The sequence below is a fragment of the Tractidigestivibacter sp. genome (genome assembly GCF_057241865.1).
In genome coordinates, this window is sequence record NZ_DBHHPX010000011.1 from 1 (window position 1) to 20,047 (window position 20,047).

Sequence of the window (20,047 nt, forward strand, 5' to 3'; positions counted from 1 at the left end):
CCGGAGCATGTTGTGAGAGGCTTATTACCTAGAAATCTTGATTCTTGTGACTAGAAACAAAAACAGCCCTGGTGCGCTCTCGCGCGAGATTGGAAACTCCCTTCCATGCGCGCCCTTACACCAACGCTGGCAATGACACCGCGGTTGATTCGGCAGGGGATTTCGCGCAGGGTCGGCTGTAGGGCATACGCCCCGAGAACATTGGCTCGCGGCAGGACGCTGACCCACACACCAACCGCCGTCCCGCAGACTGGCCTGCAAAAGACCTGCCACGCCCTGCCGCGGGCATCCCAGAAGCCCGCCATGACCTCATGGGAGCATGGGCACCGCCAGGGACTGGGCCACCTGACTCTAGCGCTCCCGCCAGTGCTGTGTCCGGCCCGCCGACGGGACGCCCATGGCTGACGGAGGTCTCGCATGCCTGGTCCCGGGATGGCCTGCGCAGTCGCCGGCACACAAGGGCAAGCATGCGCCCTGCGTGCTGGATGCCATGGGCAGGGCGGCTTTCACCGGGGAGTTCCCGGCGGACAGGCCCGGATACAAGTCGCCCGCCGCGGCCGCTCTCGGCATCGCCGCGGGAGACAATCCCGAACACATGAAGTCGGAGGCGGCATTCGCGTCGCTGTGCGGGGCGGCGCCCATCGAGGCGCCGGGCGGCAGGGCCGTCAGGTACCGGCTCAACCGCAGGGGCAGCCGTCAGGCGAACCGGGCGCTCCACACCATCGCGCTCAGCCGCATGGGGCACGACGGACGGGCAATGATCTGCAGGGGCCACGAGATGCCTCTTGACACACCACAATAGGAGCGTCATTCGGCACACTACCGAGGATGGCGGCGCACCCCTGGTTGGTCGCGAGCCCGTCCCCTGGCGCCTCGCCTGTCTTCCCGCACTCGTCCTGCCAGCTGCGCAGGCAGACTCCCCGTCGGGCACCCCAGCTCTGCGATGGTGTCGGCATGGCCATGGTCGAGTCTGGCGGACGCCCCCATCGCAATCCTCCTCTGCTCGATGCTGTGCGTGCGGCTCCCCTCCTGCCCCCGTTCTAGTCCAGGGCCCCCACCACAGTCCCACTGAACTATCGGCTTTCTGTTGCCAGATTGTCCCTATGGACCGTGCGGGCTGTGCGCGCCGGAAAAGGCGATGCGGAGAAAAGCGAAGGCGCGAGCATCGAAATATCCTGAGCGGCATCATGAGGCGATGTGACGTGGCGCGTGCCGGCAGCCCTTGCGCCGAAGCATGTGATGGGCAGCAGCAAGCCCAACGAGGATGGCAGCCGCCAGTATGAAGGGCAGCGTTCGTATCCCAAGGAGCCCCTCTATGGCATCGCCTGCGCTGGGGGCTTCGGGAAGCCCTGTCGTCCTGTGCGCATGGACCAGCAGCCTGTGGTCGTTGACACCATAGGGGGTGCAGGTCACCAACGTGCAGAGGTCCTTCCCAGGCTGGATCGCAAGAGACTCGGTCTCATCAGGAAGCACGACCTCCGAAGAATCGACCTCATAGGCATATGAGGTGCCGAGGGTATGAATGACGAACACGTCTCCCGGATCGAGACGACGGATGTCATCGAACATTCGTTGCGTATGCGTACCGGAATGCGCAGTCAGCACGGTATGGGTTGATAGGCCGCCGACAGGGAGGCTGCTGCCCTCCAGATGCCCCGAGCCTTCCGCCAGCGCCTCGTCGCTCGTCCCGTGATATATGGGGAGCTCGACACCAATCTTTGGTATCTCGACCCACGCCATCGCGGCATCTTGCCCGCAGGACAGCTGCTGCTCATAATCTAGCTGCTCGGATGGCTCCGAGCCGACGTCTGGGACTTCGGTGACCTCGCCACGGGCCTCCGCGTCAGCAGCCAGTTCCGCCGTTGCCGTCTCCTTCATGCCCTGGTACGGGACGCCCGCCAATGATGCGTTGTACTGATAGGCATGGGCCAGGCAGGACAGCCGTGCTGGGCTGTTGAGGTCGTCTGAGACGCTCGTCATGGACGAAATCGCCCGTGCGTTAGCCCAACGAGCATACAGATCCGTGAGTATCGGTGCTCCCAGGATGGCAAGGCCGACCAGAAGCCCGAGGATGGGCAGTATGGGGGGCTTTGTTGCATGTGTTACTCCCGGCGCTGACATATCCCTCTCCACCTCGGCACACCCCATATGTGCCGCATGGGTGCCGACCCGCATGCAGCATCGGCGCACGCTCAAACGAACATGTGGAGAGGGGCTAGCGTCAGCCCCTCTCCACCTTCTTCTAGGACATCATCGACCTGTCCTGCGCCCCACCCAAACGCTACTCCTTTGCACTCCTGTTACGCTTGGCCATGGCGACAGCGGAGACGGCAACAATCGCGCCGCCGACGATGACGGTGACCATCAGGCCAGACTGGCCGGTCAGAGGCAGGCCGTTGTTCTTGACATCGCTCACCGCGATCGTAACGGTTCCCGTGTTCGCATCGGCAGAGGTCGTGACATCCTGGCTGCCCGTGGAGGCTGCACTCAGCGTAAGCGTGTCATCGACGGTCGTCATATCCTTTGCATTGTCAGTGATGGTGACATCGAAATCGCTTATGGTCTCATAGTCTTCCGGTGCCTTGGTCTCCTTCACGGTATAGGTGCCCGCGTCGATGTGGCTGACGGAGATGGTGCCATCGTTCCCGGTGGTGAACTCGTATGCGGTGTCACCGAGCGACCCGTCCGCCTGGACATACTTGCCGTTGTCGCCCGACGTGTTGTTGGCGTTCTTGACCTGCAGGGTAAACTTTGCGCCGGAAAGCGTACGACCCTGGTTCTGCTTGTCCTTCTTCACAAGGCCCAGTTTGTAGGTGTAGTCCTTGACCTTATCGGGCTTGGTGGAGCCATGCTGATCGGTGTTGGGGTTGTTGGAATACTCGACGTGCACCTCGTTGGGGTTGTTCTGGGAGGCGATGACAGAGTTCGCATTGAGAGATGCCTGGTAGGTGAGGACGACCTTGGACGTGGCACTGACACTAATCGGTGCGCCATTGGTGCCCTTGGCCGCCTTCAGGTCTTGAAACTCGACGGAGAGGGAGCCCGTCGCAGCCGCTACGGTATAGCTGCTCGGGGCCACCTCGGTGTCGTCGATGGCCACGCGGATGGTACCCTGGTCGATGTCGAGGCCAGCGGAGGGCGTGTCCTTGAAGGCGTAATAGTAGGTGTCATAGGTCGCGAGGTTGGAGGCGACGGTGCCCGTGATCTGATAGTCGAGCTTCTTACCCAGCTCGGACGAGGCGGCCTTGCCGAACTCCGCCGCATCGTCGTCCTTGATCTGCTTCTCGACGGTCGGGACGGTCGTCTTCTCCTTGACCGTGACGGCAGACCCGCCGACAATCGCGAAGATGGGCGAGGTGCCGTTCTGGTCAACCTTGCCGGCCACGTCGGCAGTGACAATCAGATAATAACCTTCGGGGAGGGATGCCGCTGTGCCCGGGGTGACCGTGGTCTTGTCCGCGATACCGTCGACGGCGTCGGCAAGCTTGTTTCCGAAGCTCGCATTGTCGAGGATGGTCGTGTCGCTGGTGCCCGTGATGTGCGAGTTGATGAACTCCGCAGCCTGCTGTGCGGAGGCGGAGGCGTCGGTCGGGTCGGCATACGAGCTGTCCTCGGCCTTGATGGCGTTTACGACCGCGGTGCGGACGCCGTCGCTCGCCCAGGCGATGTTGGCAACCGTCTTGCTGCCGCCGCTATCAGTCACATCCCCCGCAAAGATCTGGTAGGCGCTGTATTTGGTGCTCGCATTGTCACCTGAATTGGCAGTGACGGTAATCTGTCCCGTCACACCGGGAGCGGCAAGAGCCACTACCGGCGTAAAGGTCATCGAGAGAGCCATCGCGGCAGCGATACCCGCGGTTACTGCTTTTCTTGCAATGCCTTTGCGTTCCATGTTCCTCACCTTTCCGGGCACTATGCCCTTTTTCCGCTACTTGCGGCTTCAGTGGAAGACCCAGCATGCTCAGGCGTCTCCGCCCTTGCATGCCTTCGAGCCCTTACACCCATTCCAACTGCAAACACACCTGCTATCAGCAATGTGGCAGCGGCAAAGAGATACGGAAGGTCTCCCGTCTGCGGCAGTAGGCCAGACACGCCTTCTGGCATCGGTGGCCACGTGGGGCCACCGGGAGGGGTCTCTCCCGTTGGAGTGTTCTTGATCTGGACGACGGCATGTCCCGCCGAGGCGCTGACGTCCTCCACGGCCGCCGCTTGGCTGGCGGCCAGCACGGCCAAGCTCTTCCGTGCGCTATCCCCGCTAAGCGACACATCGACAGGTGCGCCTAGGGTTTGATAGCCCCCGGGAGCCTTGGCCTCGATGAGCTTATAGTCACCCAAGCCAAGTGCGCGGACATAGATCATGCCGTCCGAATCGGTCACGAAGCGCCTGGCGCCATCTTGCGAATCCGACCACGTGTCACCTGCCGTGAGATACTTCCCGTCGCTTCTCTGGACGACGAACTCGGCTCCCGCAAGCACCGTGTCTGCATCGCGCGACGACGTCTTGCGCACCCTCAGCTCAAAGGAATAGACATTCGTCCCATGGTCCTCTGTCTTACCCACTCCTTCTGCGGAAGGGTCACGTGTGTATTCGATATGGGCAGCGTTCTTGTTGGGACTCCCATACCCCATCGTTGCCTTCGAGACGTCAAGTGTCGCATCGTACTCGAGCACGACCGAATCGCCCTGCACGTACCCTGGATATACGCCCTTGAGGTTATCGATGGAGACAACCAAAGACATACCCCCTTCAGGCGTACTCTGGGACGAAATCGTAAACCTGTCGGTAAGGTCAGCCTTCTCGGTGCCGTCTGCCTTAAGGACCCTCACTCGTATGGATTCCGTCCTGACGACGATGCTGGCATCCATGGTGTCCGCAAAGCGGTACAGGTAGGTGTCATAGCTGCCATAGCTCACAGGAAGCGTGCCCGTGATGCGGTAGTGCAGCGTATCGCCAACCCCAGCCGTGACGGAGTCGGAGTAGTCCCCTATCGAGCCGTCACCCTGCCGCTTGGCGACCTCCTTGCTGCTCGAGGGGACCGAGGGCTTCTCGTTGACTGTGTTGGCCCCTGGACCAACCAGAGCGCAGACTGGTACCGTGCCGTCACCGACGATTAGCCAATACCCCTGATGGAGGGGGACGTCCTCGTTTGCGTTAAGCGACACGCCCGTCGAGCCGCTCTGTTCGGCAAGGCCCCTCAACCGAGTGGCAAAGGAGAAGTCGCTATCCTCGGCGACCTGCTCTCCGATCCAATTGCGCACAATGCGGGGGTCCGAGGCGCTCTGGCTCGCATCCCGCCACTCCGGCATGGCGGTCAGACCCTGATAGAAGGCACCCGACATGGCACCATCGAAGGAGGGGTTCGCGAGCGAATTGCCATCGGCCGTTCCCGATAGCAGGCAATATGCCGTATAGGAATGCTCGGAACTCGAATTGACCCGAAGTGTTGGTGCTTCCTCAGCCAATGCAGGCCGAGTGAATCCCATGCAAGACAGGGCCGCTACCGAAAGGACCAGTACGGCCATAGCCATGATGCGCCCCACGAGGCCCCGCTGCCTAGCATGCGTCATCACTCGTCATCTCCCTTCTTGAGCGAGTCAAGCCAGCCGAGGCCATCTCTTCTCCAGAACACGACCAGCGCCGTCACCAGAACAAGGGTTCCCAGACCTATTGGCCAGCCGAGACCATTGCCGCCCGTCTGGGGCAACGCACTCGCAGCCGTATTGGTAAACGTGTTGTTTGAGGTATCAAGGCCAAACAGGCTATCCGTCTTGTACGTTGTCGTGGTCGTAAGGTTCCCTGTGCCATCATCGGCGACTGCAACCTCCACCAGGCACGTATGCGTATCATATGTCACGCCAGGCTGACCATCATTCACCTCGACAATCCGGTACGTGAAGGTCTTACCGTCATCCGATGCGGAGTAGCTGATGGGCGAGAAGGCAACCATCCCATTCGCGTCGTTATGGGCCGTCTGCAGCGTATGCCCCTCGGCGTCTCTCAGCTCGAAGGCAAACTGCCCATCGGCCAGTGAGGCACCCTTGAGTATCTTGGTGGCCTCCAGACTGATGCTGCCGCTCGTCCCATATGCATTCGTAAACGATGCCTCAGAGGAATCCCCCAGTGCTATCGTCCCTGTCGTGCCTCCCGAGGAGGCCAACGTGAACCCATCCGGCACATCAATCTCTTGCACCTCGTATGTCGCGTTGGCGGGGAGATTGGCGAGCACGACGTGCTGACCGTCCTTCATGGAGACCGTGCCGCCGTCTCCGACTTGCCCGGAAGCGCCGCCCACCGCATTGCCCTGCGCATCGTACGTTGCGTAGGGGTAGCTTCCTGGCAGCGGGTTGCCACTGCCGTCCTTGAGGGACAGCTTGAAGTGGAAGTCCTTGCCTTGGGCAGACGTCGTGGCTCCCTCTACGGCCTTGGAGATGCCGAGACTTCCTGTCTTTGACGTATTGTCGAAGCTCATGGTGTCGACGGATGAGCCATCCTTTGTGATGACAGGCGTGGCGACCACGGCCTCCTTGCCTTGGGCATCCGTCGTGTTGGTGGGAACGACCTGCACCGTATACGTCGCCTCGTCGAGCTGGTAGGCGTTCGCCACATCTGCGTCATCACTCTGGGCCTCCCGGACGGTATAGGTGAAGGTCTTGCCGAGGTCCTCCTCCTTGTACTCGATGGCGTCAAAGGTGACGTCCCCACCACTATTGGCCTTTGTCTGGAGCACGTTTCCATCGGCGTCGAGCAGCTGGAACTTGAACTTCCCGTCCAGCGAGACGCTCGGCACCGCACCATCCACCGTCTTCGTCGCATGGAACTTGACCGAGGGCATCTTGAGCGTCTTGGTCGTGTTGCCACCGTTGACGCTGTTATACACAGTGGTGCCGTCGGGCACGTCAGTGAAGTCCACGACGAACCGTACGTACTCGGTGTCATCGCCACTGATAGGCTGCTTGTTCCGTATGTGCACGATATGCGCATCGGGGTCATAGCTCACGTCGAACTTGTCGTTGCTCTCGGCATACAGGAACTTCACCCGGCTGTCCTGCAGCTGGTCGTCGAGCTTGATCTCGCCTTCCTGGAAGCCATTGTTGTTCCAGAACTTGAAGGTGTAGGTGACCCACTGGTCGGCAGGGTCCTGCGAAACGACCGTCTTGTCGACACTCTTCTCACCGCTGGCGGCACTGTAGTTATTCCCCTGGAGGACGTAGTTGCGATGCTCCTGATAGGTCTTGTTGTTGGTGTCCTTGTAGTTGATTTCGGCACGGTTGGTGTACTTGACGTTCTCTCCGCCCTTGGCGATGACCCAGTAGTTGATCTGGATGGAGCGATAGAAGAAGCCGGGGTGGCTGAAGGTGAGCCTGTTGCCCTCCGCGGACACCGAGTACTGGCCCGGATCGACCGGAGCGTGGTTGTCCTTATAGACAACCTCGATGGCATGGGAGGTGTCGAAGGTCATGCCGTCAGGAAGGGTGTCCACGACGGTGACGTCGTGCATCCACGCCATCTTCTGATTCACGTACAGGCGGTACTTGAGGCTCTGGTCGCTTGTCGAGTCATAGACTCCTGTCTGGGCGGCGTTGTTGCCCCGCCCCTCCGAGTAGTCATAGTCGCCGTACTGGACCTTGCCCCCGTTGTCCATCGCATCCTTCATGATGGCATCGGTGTACGTGCCCGAGGTCCCGCCGGCGCTACCTGTAGGGATGACCGTGATGCGCAGGGCATCTCCCCCCACCTCGATATCGTCCGAGGTCTCCGTGGTAACGTCGGCTGTGGTCACGAAGGCCGAGAACGATCCTGTGAGCGAGGCCTCGGCGTTGGGGCCGAACACCAGCCTGTAGGTGCCGTCACCATTGTCCACCACTTGCTTGAAGTGCTGGGGTGAGACGCTTATGCGCACGCTCTTCGCAATATCCTGCGGAATGCGCACGGTCACGTAGTCGTCCTCGTGGACCGAGTTGAGGTCGATGTCATACTTGACCGAGACGATTGCCGTCGACCCGGCGGAATAGGAGGTCTTGCCCGACGTGATAGTGGCGTGGAAATGGGAGCTCGTATCTGACCCAAGGGCATTGGGAGACGAGGCGAGCCTTCTGGTAGATAGTGGCGCCATGCCCGTACCAGGCACGCCAACCGCTTGATCGCTCGTTGGACCTATAGCGGCTGCACTCTCGTCCTCAGGCGTCCACTGGGCATACAGCGTAAGGGTATCATCCTTGACGGCATCCGAAAGGGCCACCGTCGCGTCTTGCCCGTTCTCTTGAAGGCTATAGCTCCAGCCGTTGAGCACTGCCTTGTCGGGCACGGCTATGGCAGGCATGGCCTCGTTCTGCTCGGTGGCTGCATCGTCCTTCACGTCAGCGCCATCAGCCGTTGTGGACCATCCCACAAACCTATAGCCCGGGCGCGTATAGCCACATGCAGGCAAGGCAAGCGACCAGGTGCCACCGGTGCCCTCGCTCGTGGCGACGACGTCCTCCATGGATCCGTCGCTTGCCGCATTGGCATCAAAGCACACCGTATGCCTTGCGAGCTGTGCAGGGGTGGCAACGTCACCGCCAGTGGTGCCTTGGCTCGCAACGGCATCCTGTAGGCTCGCCGTATCCGGCATGCTAGAGGCCGATGCGATGGCCACGCCCTGGCATACGAACAGCGCCATCACCATAAGCAAAATAAACCATACATGGTGCCTCGTCTGTCTCTGCCCACTACTCATAGTGACCCATTTCTACCTCGATGCCGCAAGCTCACGTACAGTGGACTGCTGTGTCTGCACGCATGCCAGACGTATGCTTTCCCACTTGTCTCCCCCCCGCTCTCGGAGGTGGCTCCTGGGCAAGGCGATGCCTTTAACATGCCGATGCGCTGAGTCTACCCCCCCCCCCCGAAAAACGCAAGGGCGAGTTCTGGCGAACGGCGTAATCTTGTGATTGGGATCCCATATTCCACACACCAGGTTGCGTTTTCGGGAAAGGCGCGAATCGGCGCCGGGCCGGAGGGAAGGGACCCGCGAGATGGAAAGCGGGAGACCCACGGAAGGGGGCGGGGGCGCCTGTCGCCGCCTGAGACGGTGGACAGGGCGGGCACCACGCAGATTGTCTGCAGCAGGCCGCCTAAGGACGAACGCATGCACCATCGAGCGCCAGCGCAAGGCACGGCTCCGTCGGATGGAGTCCCCGAAGGAGGGGAGGCGCGAGGTCGCACCCAATGCCGTGGACCGCGGCTCCATGCGCGGTGGGCCGCCCAAGGCCGTCTCGACGGGCATAGCCTGTCTGCCTGGGCGAGACGGGTTCGGCTGCCCGTCCGGCATCATCGACTACGAGACTGGCGTGGTCCTCGCCCACGTGGCGTCGGACTCCATGGAGGGGCGGCTCGTGCTGGACACACACGACCAACCCAAAGGCGCCAGTCTGCCTCCCGACGCCTGGTCACGCAGCGGCCGGGGAGCCCATTGCACGGCACGCTCCCCCCACGAAAGGCCCGCTGGGAGCCGACCAGTCGATGTCGCGGAAGGCGTGCTGCTGGGACGCGCCCCCATGGAGTCGTCCTGGGGGCAGGATGGGAAGCGAGTCGGCGATACGAGCGCCCTGACGCATGAGCAGATCTCCGCGCTCGTCGACGACTGTATCGACTGCTATGACAGCGGGAGGGGTCAAGCCCGACTGGGCTGGCTCACGCCAATGGGGTGCGCCGCATCGCCCGTCGCCTAGGAGCGTGCGGAATCAGGGGCCACATCAGAGGCGGGCGGGCCCGGCGCGGCCACCGGGGCCATCCTCGAGGGGGTGGCACCGCCCCCGCCCGAGGAGGAGCGCGTCGGGCCGCGGACGGCGCGACGCGCACCGTCGCCGTCGGAGGGCCGGGGACGGACGGGAGGACCCGCACGCATGCAGCCCGCAGGACGCCCGAGGGACGCCCCCAGGCCCGGGGCGATGCGATGCGCCAGGCGACACGCCGCACGCGAGCTCTGCCACGACACCATCGCCCAGAATCGCACGTTGGAAAACGGCTTGACAATTAGAAGGGCATCACAGGCGCGTCCCAAGACCTGCTCGTGAGAAGGGCCATCGCGGGAGACGGCGTGCGGCCGCACCGACCCTGCGACCTGTAACGAGTTCCTCGGGAAGACGGCACACGATGCAGGGTGGCGTGACAACGGTCGACACAGGCGTGGAGGCCGATAGGATAGAAGGTGCTCGCTTTAAAAATGCCGTCATGACCTCAGGGGGTACCCTCACAGGAGGCTCCGCTTGGGACACTCCACAGCCTCGCCTACTTGCCCTCCGGAAGCCCCTTTTTGCCCCTCGCTGCACCGTCAGCCTTGTCCGCCACCGTCTGGGCCTCTTCGCCCCAAGCGCGCAGCGCGTCATACACCGCCTGTGCCACCTCAGTCGGCACGCCCGGTACCCGCGCGATGTCCTCCACGCTTGCGGCACGCAGCCGTTTGAGGGAGCCAAAGCGACGCATGATGGCCCGCTTGCGCTTGGGGCCAACGCCGGGAACGTCATCCAGCACGGAGACGGTCATGGCCTTGTCGCGTAGCTCGCGGTGGAAGGTGATGGCAAAGCGGTGGGACTCGTCGCGCACCTGCTTGATGAGGTAGAGCGAGGCAGACCCCGAAGGAAGCACCACGGGCGTCTCGTCCCAGGGGACGAACACCTCCTCGTCGGACTTCGCCAGGCCGCACGCGGGAATATCGAGCCCAAGCGAGGAGAGCTGCTCCATGGCAGCCGTGAGCTGGGGCTTTCCGCCATCGACCACCAGGAGGTCGGGACGGGACCCAAAGCGCTCGTCGACCATGCGGTCGGGCGCATAGCGACGGGCGAGGACCTCCGACATGCTCGCGAAGTCGTTTGCCTCGGTAAGCGGCGTCTGGATCTTGAAGCGCCGGTACTGGGACTTGTCGGGACGACCGTTGGTGAAGACGACCATCGAGGCCACGGTGAAGCGACCGTGCAGCGTGGAGATATCGAAGCACTCGATGCGCATGGGCGGCGCGTCGAGCGCAAGGGCGCTCTCCAGCTGGAGCAGGGCCTGGTTTGTGCGGTCGTCCGCATAGCCCGTGCGCACCATGTAGCGCATGAGCGCGTGGCGGGCGTTGGCCGCCGCCATGTCGAGCAGATGGCGCTTCTCGCCTCGCTGTGGGCGATGGATGTGGCAGGCGCGCCCGCGCTTCTCGGCGAGCCACTCGGAGAGAAGCTCGGCGTCGGGCAGCTCCACATCGATGTCGACCTCTGAGGGGATGTCGGCCGTCTCGTCGTAGTAGCGCTTGAGGAAGCCGCCCTGGAGCTCCAGCTCCCCCACGTCGGCTCCCTTATCCAGGATGAACTCGACGGTGCGCACCGTGCGACCCTCGCGCACCACGAAGACACAGGCGGCGCTGATGGTCTCCTCTCGGTAGAAGCCGATGAGGTCGAGCGAGACATCCGAGGAGAACATGACCTGCTGTCGGTCGTCGAGCGCGTTCAGGCTCTCGAGGCGCGCCTTGAGGCGCCCGGCCCGCTCGAAGTCGAGGTCTGCTGCCGCCTCGCGCATCTGCTCCTCCACGGCCGAGACCACGTGCGAGCGCCGCCCGGCGAGAAAGTCTTCGACCTGCCGCACGTGCTTGGCGTACTCGACGGTGTCGATGGCGCCCACGCAGACGCCCGGCCCCTTGCCCATGTGGTAGTCAAAGCACGGGCGTCCCGTGCGCGCGAGCGCCAGGTTGGCGATGGAGGCCTCGTCCGGACGCCGCTCGAGCTCGCGGCGGCAGCGCTTCCACTCCGCGCACGTGGCGATGCAGATGGGCACCACCTTGCGCAGGGTGTCGATGGTATCGCGGGCGGCACGGGCATCGGTGTAGGGACCAAAGTAGCGCGTGCCCTTGCGATGGTGCTCGCGGGTGTACTTGATGGCCGGAAAGACGTCCGACTCGGTGATGGCGATGTAGGGGTAGCTCTTGTCGTCCTTGAAGTCGACGTTGAAGTAGGGGTGATACTGGGCGATGAGGTTGCGCTCAAGCACCAGCGCTTCGTGCTCGGAGCCCACCACAACATAGTCGAACGACCTCACGACCTGCATCATGAGGGGGATCTTGTCGCGGTCGTCCTGAAGCGTCACGTACTGGCGCAGGCGTGCGCGCAGGTTCTTTGCCTTGCCCACATAGACAACCTGCCCGCGCGCGTCCTTCCAGAGGTAGCAGCCGGGATCGGCAGGGGCATCGTCCACCTGGCGGCGGAGCTCAGGCAGGCTCTCCTCAAGGGAGCGCGCATCATCGAAGTCGGGACGTGCCCCGGGATCGCGAATCGTCATCGTGCGTGGCACCTTCCTGCAGGCAGCCCAGCCATCAGAGCTGGTCCGGCTCGGGAAGGTAGCGCTTGAACTTCGAGAGCTGGTGGCAGAAGTTGACCCTTGCCCAGAAGCGCTGGGCAAGGGAGTCCTCTGGCCAGTCAAGCGCAAAGCGGGCCGTGTGGTTGTCGTAAGCCTCAAGCACGCGCCCCTTCACCGGGACGTCCGGCATGCAGCGCTCGATGACTGCCTTGGGAACCCCCACATAGGCCCAGCCGTCCCCAGGCTCCACAGGCGTGGGGTCTACGCCGAGGACGACGTCCTCCGCCTGGATGCGGGCATAGTTGATGCCCGAGAGAAGCACGAGCCAGGAACTGCGACCGGGACGAGCGTTGACCTCGAGGAAGCGATAGCTGCCATCACGCGCGTCGTACTTGGCATCGAAGCAGCACATGCCGTGATAGCCGACCTTCTTGAGGAAGCGTGCCGCAGCGGCGCACATCTCCTCGTTTGGCTCGGGGACGATGGCAACCGCATTGCCAATGGCGCATGGATGGTGGTCCTCAAGGCCCACGTGGCAGCAGACCGTAAAGACCGGGTTGGAGTCCTTGTCGACGTAGCAGTAAAGGGCGTACATGTGCGAGTCGCCGCCGGGAACAAGCTCCTGGACTATGAGACTGTCGCCATAGCACGACTCCTGCAGCGCGGAGTAGACCTGGCAGAGCTCCTCCCGGGTCTGGATCACGAAGACCTTCTTCTTGCCCTCGAACTCTGCGTAGTGATAGTGCGCCGAGTTGGACGGCTTCGCGACCAGGGGGTACGTAAAGCCCTCGTCGTTTGGCGTGGCACCCGCAAGCGAGCAGTCGAGGAAGCGCGTCTTGGGATAGGACATGCCCACCTCTTCGCACACCTCGTAGAAGTTCTGCTTCTGGGTGACAAAGTCGAGAACGCCGAAGTCCACGACCGGTGTGTAGTACCAGCGCTCAAGCTCAGGCTTGTGCTTGGAGACGATGCGCGCGTAGAAGTCGCCGCAGGTCACGAGAAACGGCACGCGGCCTTCCACGCAGAGCTGGTCCCCCACCCGCTTGAGCAGCGGGATAAGTACGTCTTCAGAGTCGACGCCCGCTTCGACGCGATAGTCGGCAAATCTCGTGCGGGAGATGGACTTGATGTCCGAACCCGCATAGATAATCGAACGGACGCGGTAGGCCTCCCAGAAGGCACGAACGTACGCGTAGCAGGAGTAGTCGGCCCCCAGGATGACCGGCTGGATCTTCTGGGCAAGCTCGTCCCTACTTGCGACGTTGGGCCTCTGAGCCATGCTTGGATTACCTCCGGTTCTGCCTACTTGCGGCGGGCGTCAAGCTCGCCAGCCAGTTCGCCGAGGGAAATGCCGTACTTCTCGGCGACAACAAGCATGTGGTAGAGAAGGTCGCCCATCTCATAGCGGATGTGGTCATGGTCGTCGTCCTTGCAGGCCATGATGACCTCGGACGACTCCTCGGCGAGCTTCGAGAGGAGCTTGTCGCCCTTCTCGGGCTGGAGGAGGAGCGCAGTGTAGGACTCGTCTGGGGACGCCGAGCGCGCCCTTGCGTGGATGACGGCGGCAAGCCCCTCCAGGGTCTTTCCGATGTTGCCATCCTTGACGTTTGCAGTCCTAACGCCCATCTTCTTCTCCCTTGGTCCGTGCGAGCAGCCTGTCTAGTGTACGGCAAGGCCGCCTGCGGAATGTGCAGGCAACGTAGCGCTTGCGATAACGCTCACGCGAGAGGTGCCTCGCGGAAGAAGCAGCTGCGATGCCTTGTGTGACAGGCAGGGCCCGGGGAGTCCACCACATAGACGAGGGTATCGGCATCGCAGTCGACGAGGACGCGACACACCTGCTGCATGTTTCCGCTGGTAGCTCCCTTGTTCCAGAGCTCCCTGCGCGAGCGCGACCAAAACCAGCTGGTGCGCGTCTTGGCGGTGAGCTCGAGCGCCTCGCGGTTCGCCCAGGCAACCATGAGCACCTCACCGGTCCCCTCCTGCTGCACCACCACGGGGACAAGGCCATGGGCGTCAAATCTCACGCACGCAGGGAAGTCATCGCACGGCAAGGTAGGCTCACCCGCGTAGGCAGGCGAGACGTTCGTGTCATCTGTCATGGGTCTCTCCTTCTCGAAACGGCATGCGTTGGACGTGATCGCAAGGCTCGCCTTAGAAGTCGAGCCTCACCGGAATGCCCTGGCTTGCCATGTACTCCTTCACCTGGCGAACCGTGTACGTGCCAAAGTGGAAGACGCTTGCAGCGAGAACCGCATCGGCCTCGCCCTCGATGATGCCCTCGGCGAAGTGCTCGAGCATTCCCACGCCGCCCGATGCGATCACAGGAATGCCCACCGCACGGGACACGGCGCGCGTGAGCGGAATGTCGAAGCCGTCCTTGGTGCCGTCGCGATCCATACTCGTGAGCAAGATCTCGCCGGCGCCGCGGCGCGCGGCCTCCTCTGCCCACTGGACGGCGTCGATGCCCGTGGGGATGCGCCCGCCCGCGAGATAGACCTCCCACTTGTCGTCCTGTCCCACCTGCTTGGCATCGATAGCCACGACCACGGCCTGGCTCCCAAAGGCCGTGGCGGCACGCGTGATGAGCGTGGGATCGCGCACGGCGGCCGAGTTGATGGAGACCTTGTCGGCACCCGCGGAGACCATCACGCGGCACCCCTCAACGTCACGGAAGCCGCCACCAACCGTATAGGGAATGTGCAGCTGGCTCGCCGCACGGGAGGCAAGTTCGACCGTGGTTGACCGGTCGTCTGACGTTGCGGTGATGTCGAGGAAGACCACCTCGTCGGCACCTTCGCGGTCATACTTGGCCGCAAGCTCCACCGGATCACCGGCATCGCGAAGGTCGACGAAGTTCACGCCCTTAACGACGCGGCCGTCCTTGACATCCAGACAGGGGATGACCCTCTTTGTCAGCATGGTTACTTCCCTTCGGCAGGGCCTCTTCGCACCTCTCGCCAGGCTCGGCACTCGCCACCTTTGGCGGCTCGCTCGCTTTGCGACTCGCCAGGCGAGAGGTGCGAAGAGGCCATCAAACGAAACCAACACGTACAAGGGTCATCCCCTGACTGGAGTCTGGACCAGGGCCTGACCTTCTGGAAGAACAGAGAGCAGAGAGACGAGCAACGACCAAAACCAGAAGCCAAGTGGCGCTGTGCGAGTGCGCGCTGAGCCATGCGGGAGGACCGGCAGGCACCCCACGCTTACCCGCACGCGGCGAGAGCGTCCTCAAGCGTGAGCGTGCCCTCGTACAGCGCCCGCCCCGTTATGCAGCCCTCGATCACCTCCGGCCCCAACGCCGCAAGGGAGCAAATGTCCGCCGCACTGGCAATGCCTCCAGAGGCGACTACGGGGAACCCCGCAACTTCGGCGATGTGGCGATACGCAGACGCATCAATGCCCGTCTGCATGCCGTCGCGCGCGATATCGGTGAAGACAAGGTGGCGAAAGCCCATCTCAGCAAGGCGCGCAACCAGGTCGTCTGCCGCAAGGGAGCCTCCCTCGCGCCAGCCGTTCACCTTCACCACGCCATCTTTCGCCGCAACGTCTGCCACTGCCATGTCGCCAAACTCGCTGGCTGCCTGGCGGGCGAGCGCAGGGTCGCGCACGAGGGCCGTACCCATGGCAATGCGACGGGCCCCCAGGTCGGCAAGGCGTCGCATGGCGCCCATCGAGCGCACGCCGCCGCCCGCGTCAACCGAAATCCCCTCGACCTGGCAGATGGCACGTATCGCCTGCGCGTTGGCATCGCGTGCGGCCTCGCCTTCGCCGAGTGCGCTCGAGAGGTCGACCACGTGCACCCAGGTGGCCCCACAGGCGAGAAAGTCGCGCGCTACGGCAGCCGGGTCGTCTGAGTAGACGTCCATGCGCGAGCGGTCGCCGTTCGCAAGGCGCACGACACGGCCGCCCACAAGGTCTATTGCCGGAAAGAGAATCATCGGACACCTCCCGCGCGGACTATGTCCACGAAGTTGGAGAGCACCGCCAGGCCCGTGGCCGAGGACTTCTCGGGATGGAACTGCACGCCAAAGATGGAGCCGGAGGCAACGGCTGCGCCAAAGCTCCGTGCATAGTGCGTTTGGGCAGCCACCAGTGTTGGGTCGACGTCGTCGGCAAGCGCGTAGGAGTGCGTGAAGTAGAAGTTGGCACCTGAGGGGACGCCGCGCAGGAGCCGCACGTTCTCGCCCGCTTGGGTGGGATGGACCTGGTCCCAACCCACGTGCGGCACCTTGAGCCTCCCCGAGCGAAGGCGGGTGACCGAGCCCGCGAAGAGCCCGAGCCCCGCAACCCAGCGGTCATCGCCAGGAGTGCCAGCCGCGACCGGCTCCTCGTTCTCGCGCGGCAGGCCCCTCTCGCCAGAGCGCTCCTCGCCACGCGCAAAGAGGAGCTGGAGCCCCAGGCAGATGCCCAGGAAGGGAACGCCGCGGCCCAGGGCGTCGAGAATCGCCTCGCCCTGGCCCGAGGCGTCTAGGTACTCCATGGCGTTCTCGAAGCTCCCGACACCAGGAAGTACCAGGCCCGCGGCCGCAGAGATGTCTGCGGGGGCGTCGGAGACAACGGCCTCGCCGCCCACCGCAGAAAGGCCATGCTGCACCGAGAGGAGGTTTCCCTTGTGGTAGTCGATGACGACGATCTTCGCAGATGCCATCAGAGCGCCCCCTTTGTGGACGGAATCCCCTCCACGCGCGGATCTGGCTCGACAGCTGCCCTCAGCGCGCAGGCAAACGACTTGAACGTTGCCTCAAGGATGTGGTGGGCATTCTCGCCAGAGACCTCATGCAGGTGGACGGTCACGCCTGCGTCACGCGCCAGACCGCAGAAGAACTCGTGGCCAAGCTCGGTATCGAAGGTGCCCACCTTCTGGGGGCCAATGGGTACGTCCCAAAAGAGCTCGCCGCGCCCGGAGATGTCGACGGCAGCCATGACCAGCGCCTCATCGAGTGGGACCAGGGCGTCTCCAAAGCGGCGGATGCCGCGCTTGTCGCCCAGTGCCTCGCGGAGTGCCTGCCCTAGCACGATGCCCGTGTCCTCGACGGTGTGGTGGTCATCTACCCAGGTGTCGCCCGTAACGTGCACCGCAAGGTCGACGAGCGAGTGGCGCGAGAGCGCCGTGAGCATATGGTCGAAGAACCCCACACCGGTCGAGATGTCAGAGGCCCCCGTGCCATCGAGGTTTACCGAGACCTCGATTGAGGTCTCGGCAGTATTTCGGGATACGCTTGCCATGCGTGACATGCTCATTCCCCCTTAAGAATCGACGTGAGCGCACCCACAACCAGGTCGTTCTCCTCGGGCTTGCCCACGGTGATGCGCAGGCAGTCCTCAAGGCCGGGCGTGGATGAGAAGTCCCTCACCAGTATTGAGCGTTCGTCGCGCAGCCGACGCCACGCATCGTGGGCGTGCGGAACGCGAACGCAGATGAAGTTTGCCTGGCTGGGCCACACGCGCACGCCCAGGGACGCAAGGTCTGCAAGCGTTGCGGACAGGCGGGTGCGGTCCATGCGAATCGCCTCGATGGCCGGCAGGAAGGCATCGCGATGCGTGACAGCCGCAAGAGCCGCTGCCTGGTCAAGCACGCTTACTGAGTAGGGCTGGCGCACGGCGGCAAGCGCCGCCACCACGGGCGCGCTCGCAAGCACGTAGCCCACGCGGGCACCCGCAAGCGCAAACGCCTTGGAGAAGGTGTGCAGTACGGCAAGGTTGTCGTAGGTTGGGAGCAGGTCCTCTACGGAGGAGCCGGGATCGGCAAACTCCATGTAGGCCTCGTCCACAAGCACGATGCCCGGGCACGCCTCGCAGAGCCTGCGCACGCCGTCACGCGGGAAGAGGTCGCCTGTGGGATTGTTGGGCGAGGTCACCACGACAAGCGTCGCCGTGCGCGCAGCCTCGACCAGAGCGTCCACATTGGGCGCAAAGTCCTTCCCGCGCGCCACCTCGATCACGGGCGTCTCGACCATCGAAGCGTAAAGACCGTAGACCGAGAAGGTGGGCGGACAGCTCACCAAGGCGTGTCCCGCCCCGCCAAACGCCAGGAAGAAGTTGAAGAGAAGCTCGTCTCCACCGTTGCCAATGATGACCCGCTCGGGCACCACATTGTGCCACGCGGCAATCTGGGAGCGCAGCTCGCCGCCAAGCGGCACCGGATAGCGGTTCCACGCGGCCTCGGTCACGGCCGCCGCCAGCGCGGGCGCGACCTCGGGCGGGATTCCGTAGTTGTTCTCGTTTGCCGAGAGAATCACGTCCACGGGCGAGAAGGCCGGATCATAGGGATCGAGCGCCGCCGCAGACGGCCGCATGAGGGCGCGGACCTCGGGTGTTATTCCTGCCATGTTCCCCTACCCCTCGTACCCCGGAAGCTTTGGCACGCCCGGCGCGTCAAGCGCGCGCGGCCACGCGGCGTGCGCGGCATCCTCGCAGGCGGCAGCCGCGTCTGCAAAGCACTTCTCGCCACGCACTGCCAACTGCACGCGCAGGCCCGCCGAGAGGGCATGCGCCCAGAGACCCTCTGCCTGGGCCATGGCCTGGACGGCGGGTGCGTCGGCGAGAAGCCCCTGTGGCGTGTACGAGATGACGCTCGAGCGCTTCTGGAAGTCATAGACGCCCAGGGGGTTGGAGAAGCGTGCCGTGCCGCCGGTGGGCAGCGTGTGATCGGGACCGGCCACGTAGTCTCCTAGGGGCTCTGAGCTCCAGGCGCCCACAAAGATGGCACCGGCGTTTCGAACCTGGCCGAGAAGCGACATGGCGTCCTCGCAGTGAAGCTCGAGGTGCTCGGGCGCAACCACGTTCACGGCCTCCACGGCATCGGCCAGCGTGGCGGCGACCACTATCACGCCACGGTTGTCGAGCGAGGCGCGCGTGATCTTCTCGCGCGGGCTCTGCGAGACCAGGCGCTCGACGGCGGCAAGGACGCGGTCCGGAAGCGCTGCGTCTGAGGTCACGAGGTAGCAGGAGGCCATGGGGTCGTGCTCGGCCTGGGCCATGAGGTCTGCTGCGACCACAACCGGGTCGGCTGAGGAGTCTGCCAAGACGCAGACCTCAGAGGGGCCGGCAATCATGTCGATGCCCACGTCGCCCGAGACGTGGCGCTTTGCGGCGGCCACGTAGGCGTTGCCGGGTCCCACGACCTTGTCGACGCGGGGGATGGACTCGGTGCCGTAGGCCACGGCTCCGATGGCCTGGGCGCCACCCACGGCAAAGACCTCATCGACACCGGCAACGGCAGCCGCGGCTAGCGTGTATGCCGAGAGCGTGCCATCGTGCTGCGGCGGCGTCACCATGACCACGTGACGCACGCCCGCAACCTTTGCCGGAATGGCATCCATGAGCACCGTGGAAGGATACTGCGCGCGGCCGCCTGGCACGTAGATAGCAACGGAGTCAATCGGCGTCACCTTGACGCCCAGGATGGTGCCATCGGGGCGCGTCTCAAACCAGGAGTTCTCGCGCTGTCGCTCGTGGAATTCGAGAATCTGCCGGTGGGCGCGGCGAAGGGACGAGAGAAACTCAGCGTCCACCATGCCGGGAGCGGCATCCACCAGCTCCTGCGGGACGCGGAAGTCCTTGGGGCAGGCGCCGTCGAAGCGCTGGCAGTACTCGCGGACGGCGGCATCCCCCCGCTCGCGCACGTCGTCCACGATGGCAGAGGCACCCTCCATCACCTCGTGGGGAAGCGCCCCCGAGCGGTTGAGGTCTGCCTGCGTAAGCGCCTGACCGGCGGCAAGCGTGATCCTTCTCAAG

Annotated in this window: 16 protein-coding genes; 2 read left to right on the forward strand and 14 right to left on the reverse strand. The window is 63.7% G+C overall.

From position 1 onward, the window contains the following. Positions 1-397: 397 nt before the first annotated feature. Positions 398-802 (forward strand): transposase, encoded by a 405-nt coding sequence (locus ACO59D_RS05135; protein WP_485126054.1) that lies wholly within the window; start codon positions 398-400, stop codon positions 800-802. A gap of 383 nt (positions 803-1,185) precedes the next feature. Here ACO59D_RS05135 and ACO59D_RS05140 read toward each other — a convergent pair whose 3' ends face one another. The 4 genes from ACO59D_RS05140 to ACO59D_RS05155 all read right to left on the reverse strand — a co-directional run bounded on the left by ACO59D_RS05140 (position 1,186) and on the right by ACO59D_RS05155 (position 8,660). Then, positions 1,186-2,175: a class C sortase gene (locus ACO59D_RS05140; protein WP_485126055.1), complete on the reverse strand. Its 990-nt coding sequence runs from the start codon at positions 2,173-2,175 to the stop codon at positions 1,186-1,188. A 106-nt stretch (positions 2,176-2,281) separates the two neighbouring features. Continuing rightward, the gene (locus ACO59D_RS05145; protein WP_485126056.1) at positions 2,282-3,892 is read right to left on the reverse strand and encodes an isopeptide-forming domain-containing fimbrial protein; all 1,611 of its coding nucleotides are present in this window, start codon (positions 3,890-3,892) and stop codon (positions 2,282-2,284) included. 20 nt (positions 3,893-3,912) lie between these two features. Continuing rightward, positions 3,913-5,340 (reverse strand): isopeptide-forming domain-containing fimbrial protein, encoded by a 1,428-nt coding sequence (locus tag ACO59D_RS05150; RefSeq protein WP_485126057.1) that lies wholly within the window; start codon positions 5,338-5,340, stop codon positions 3,913-3,915. A 227-nt stretch (positions 5,341-5,567) separates the two neighbouring features. Beyond that, positions 5,568-8,660, reverse strand: a complete 3,093-nt coding sequence (locus tag ACO59D_RS05155) for a Spy0128 family protein (RefSeq protein ID WP_485126058.1) — start codon at positions 8,658-8,660, stop codon at positions 5,568-5,570. A gap of 436 nt (positions 8,661-9,096) precedes the next feature. Here ACO59D_RS05155 and ACO59D_RS05160 point away from each other — a divergent pair, with 436 nt between their 5' ends. Further along, a complete protein-coding gene (locus ACO59D_RS05160) occupies positions 9,097-9,711 on the forward strand; it encodes a transposase domain-containing protein (RefSeq protein WP_485126059.1) in 615 nt (204 codons plus the stop codon). Between the two features lie 559 nt (positions 9,712-10,270). Here ACO59D_RS05160 and uvrC read toward each other — a convergent pair. The 10 genes from uvrC to hisD form a co-directional block, all read right to left on the reverse strand. Beyond that, positions 10,271-12,289 carry an excinuclease ABC subunit UvrC gene (gene uvrC / locus ACO59D_RS05165; protein ID WP_130811795.1) on the reverse strand — a complete coding sequence of 673 codons (2,019 nt, stop codon included), beginning with the start codon at positions 12,287-12,289 and terminating at the stop codon, positions 10,271-10,273. 34 nt (positions 12,290-12,323) lie between these two features. After that, positions 12,324-13,586, reverse strand: coding sequence for a carboxylate--amine ligase (locus ACO59D_RS05170; RefSeq protein ID WP_485126060.1), 1,263 nt, complete (start codon positions 13,584-13,586; stop codon positions 12,324-12,326). A 23-nt stretch (positions 13,587-13,609) separates the two neighbouring features. After that, on the reverse strand, positions 13,610-13,933 hold the full coding sequence (gene hisE / locus ACO59D_RS05175; protein WP_485126061.1) for a phosphoribosyl-ATP diphosphatase: 324 nt from the start codon (positions 13,931-13,933) through the stop codon (positions 13,610-13,612). Positions 13,934-14,025: 92 nt separating this feature from the next. Then, positions 14,026-14,409: a phosphoribosyl-AMP cyclohydrolase gene (gene hisI / locus ACO59D_RS05180; protein ID WP_485126062.1), complete on the reverse strand. Its 384-nt coding sequence runs from the start codon at positions 14,407-14,409 to the stop codon at positions 14,026-14,028. A gap of 52 nt (positions 14,410-14,461) precedes the next feature. Continuing rightward, positions 14,462-15,229 carry an imidazole glycerol phosphate synthase subunit HisF gene (gene hisF, locus ACO59D_RS05185; protein ID WP_485126063.1) on the reverse strand — a complete coding sequence of 256 codons (768 nt, stop codon included), beginning with the start codon at positions 15,227-15,229 and terminating at the stop codon, positions 14,462-14,464. Between the two features lie 284 nt (positions 15,230-15,513). After that, a complete protein-coding gene (locus ACO59D_RS05190) occupies positions 15,514-16,248 on the reverse strand; it encodes a 1-(5-phosphoribosyl)-5-[(5-phosphoribosylamino)methylideneamino]imidazole-4-carboxamide isomerase (protein WP_485126064.1) in 735 nt (244 codons plus the stop codon). Then, positions 16,245-16,958 (reverse strand): glutamine amidotransferase-related protein, encoded by a 714-nt coding sequence (locus tag ACO59D_RS05195; protein ID WP_485126065.1) that lies wholly within the window; start codon positions 16,956-16,958, stop codon positions 16,245-16,247. The genes ACO59D_RS05190 and ACO59D_RS05195 overlap by 4 nt, the downstream gene beginning before the upstream one ends. After that, positions 16,958-17,545: an imidazoleglycerol-phosphate dehydratase HisB gene (hisB, locus tag ACO59D_RS05200; protein WP_485126066.1), complete on the reverse strand. Its 588-nt coding sequence runs from the start codon at positions 17,543-17,545 to the stop codon at positions 16,958-16,960. The genes ACO59D_RS05195 and hisB overlap by 1 nt, the downstream gene beginning before the upstream one ends. Before the next feature lie 2 nt (positions 17,546-17,547). Further along, on the reverse strand, positions 17,548-18,639 hold the full coding sequence (gene hisC, locus ACO59D_RS05205; RefSeq protein WP_485126067.1) for a histidinol-phosphate transaminase: 1,092 nt from the start codon (positions 18,637-18,639) through the stop codon (positions 17,548-17,550). A gap of 6 nt (positions 18,640-18,645) precedes the next feature. Continuing rightward, complete coding sequence (gene hisD / locus ACO59D_RS05210) at positions 18,646-20,046, reverse strand: histidinol dehydrogenase (RefSeq protein WP_485126068.1); 1,401 nt, start codon at positions 20,044-20,046, stop codon at positions 18,646-18,648. Between the last annotated feature and the right edge of the window lies 1 nt (position 20,047).

Coding starts and splice junctions, on each gene's coding strand:
- ACO59D_RS05135 (WP_485126054.1), top strand. CDS start 398: ATGGCTGACGGAGGTCTCGCATGCCTGGTCCCGGGATGGCCTGCGCAG.
- ACO59D_RS05140 (WP_485126055.1), bottom strand. CDS start 2,175: ATGCGGGTCGGCACCCATGCGGCACATATGGGGTGTGCCGAGGTGGAG.
- ACO59D_RS05145 (WP_485126056.1), bottom strand. CDS start 3,892: ATGGAACGCAAAGGCATTGCAAGAAAAGCAGTAACCGCGGGTATCGCT.
- ACO59D_RS05150 (WP_485126057.1), bottom strand. CDS start 5,340: ATGTCGGGTGCCTTCTATCAGGGTCTGACCGCCATGCCGGAGTGGCGG.
- ACO59D_RS05155 (WP_485126058.1), bottom strand. CDS start 8,660: ATGGCGCTGTTCGTATGCCAGGGCGTGGCCATCGCATCGGCCTCTAGC.
- uvrC (WP_130811795.1), bottom strand. CDS start 12,289: ATGACGATTCGCGATCCCGGGGCACGTCCCGACTTCGATGATGCGCGC.
- ACO59D_RS05170 (WP_485126060.1), bottom strand. CDS start 13,586: ATGGCTCAGAGGCCCAACGTCGCAAGTAGGGACGAGCTTGCCCAGAAG.
- hisE (WP_485126061.1), bottom strand. CDS start 13,933: ATGGGCGTTAGGACTGCAAACGTCAAGGATGGCAACATCGGAAAGACC.
- hisI (WP_485126062.1), bottom strand. CDS start 14,409: ATGACAGATGACACGAACGTCTCGCCTGCCTACGCGGGTGAGCCTACC.
- hisF (WP_485126063.1), bottom strand. CDS start 15,229: ATGCTGACAAAGAGGGTCATCCCCTGTCTGGATGTCAAGGACGGCCGC.
- ACO59D_RS05190 (WP_485126064.1), bottom strand. CDS start 16,248: ATGATTCTCTTTCCGGCAATAGACCTTGTGGGCGGCCGTGTCGTGCGC.
- ACO59D_RS05195 (WP_485126065.1), bottom strand. CDS start 16,958: ATGGCATCTGCGAAGATCGTCGTCATCGACTACCACAAGGGAAACCTC.
- hisB (WP_485126066.1), bottom strand. CDS start 17,545: ATGTCACGCATGGCAAGCGTATCCCGAAATACTGCCGAGACCTCAATC.
- hisC (WP_485126067.1), bottom strand. CDS start 18,639: ATGGCAGGAATAACACCCGAGGTCCGCGCCCTCATGCGGCCGTCTGCG.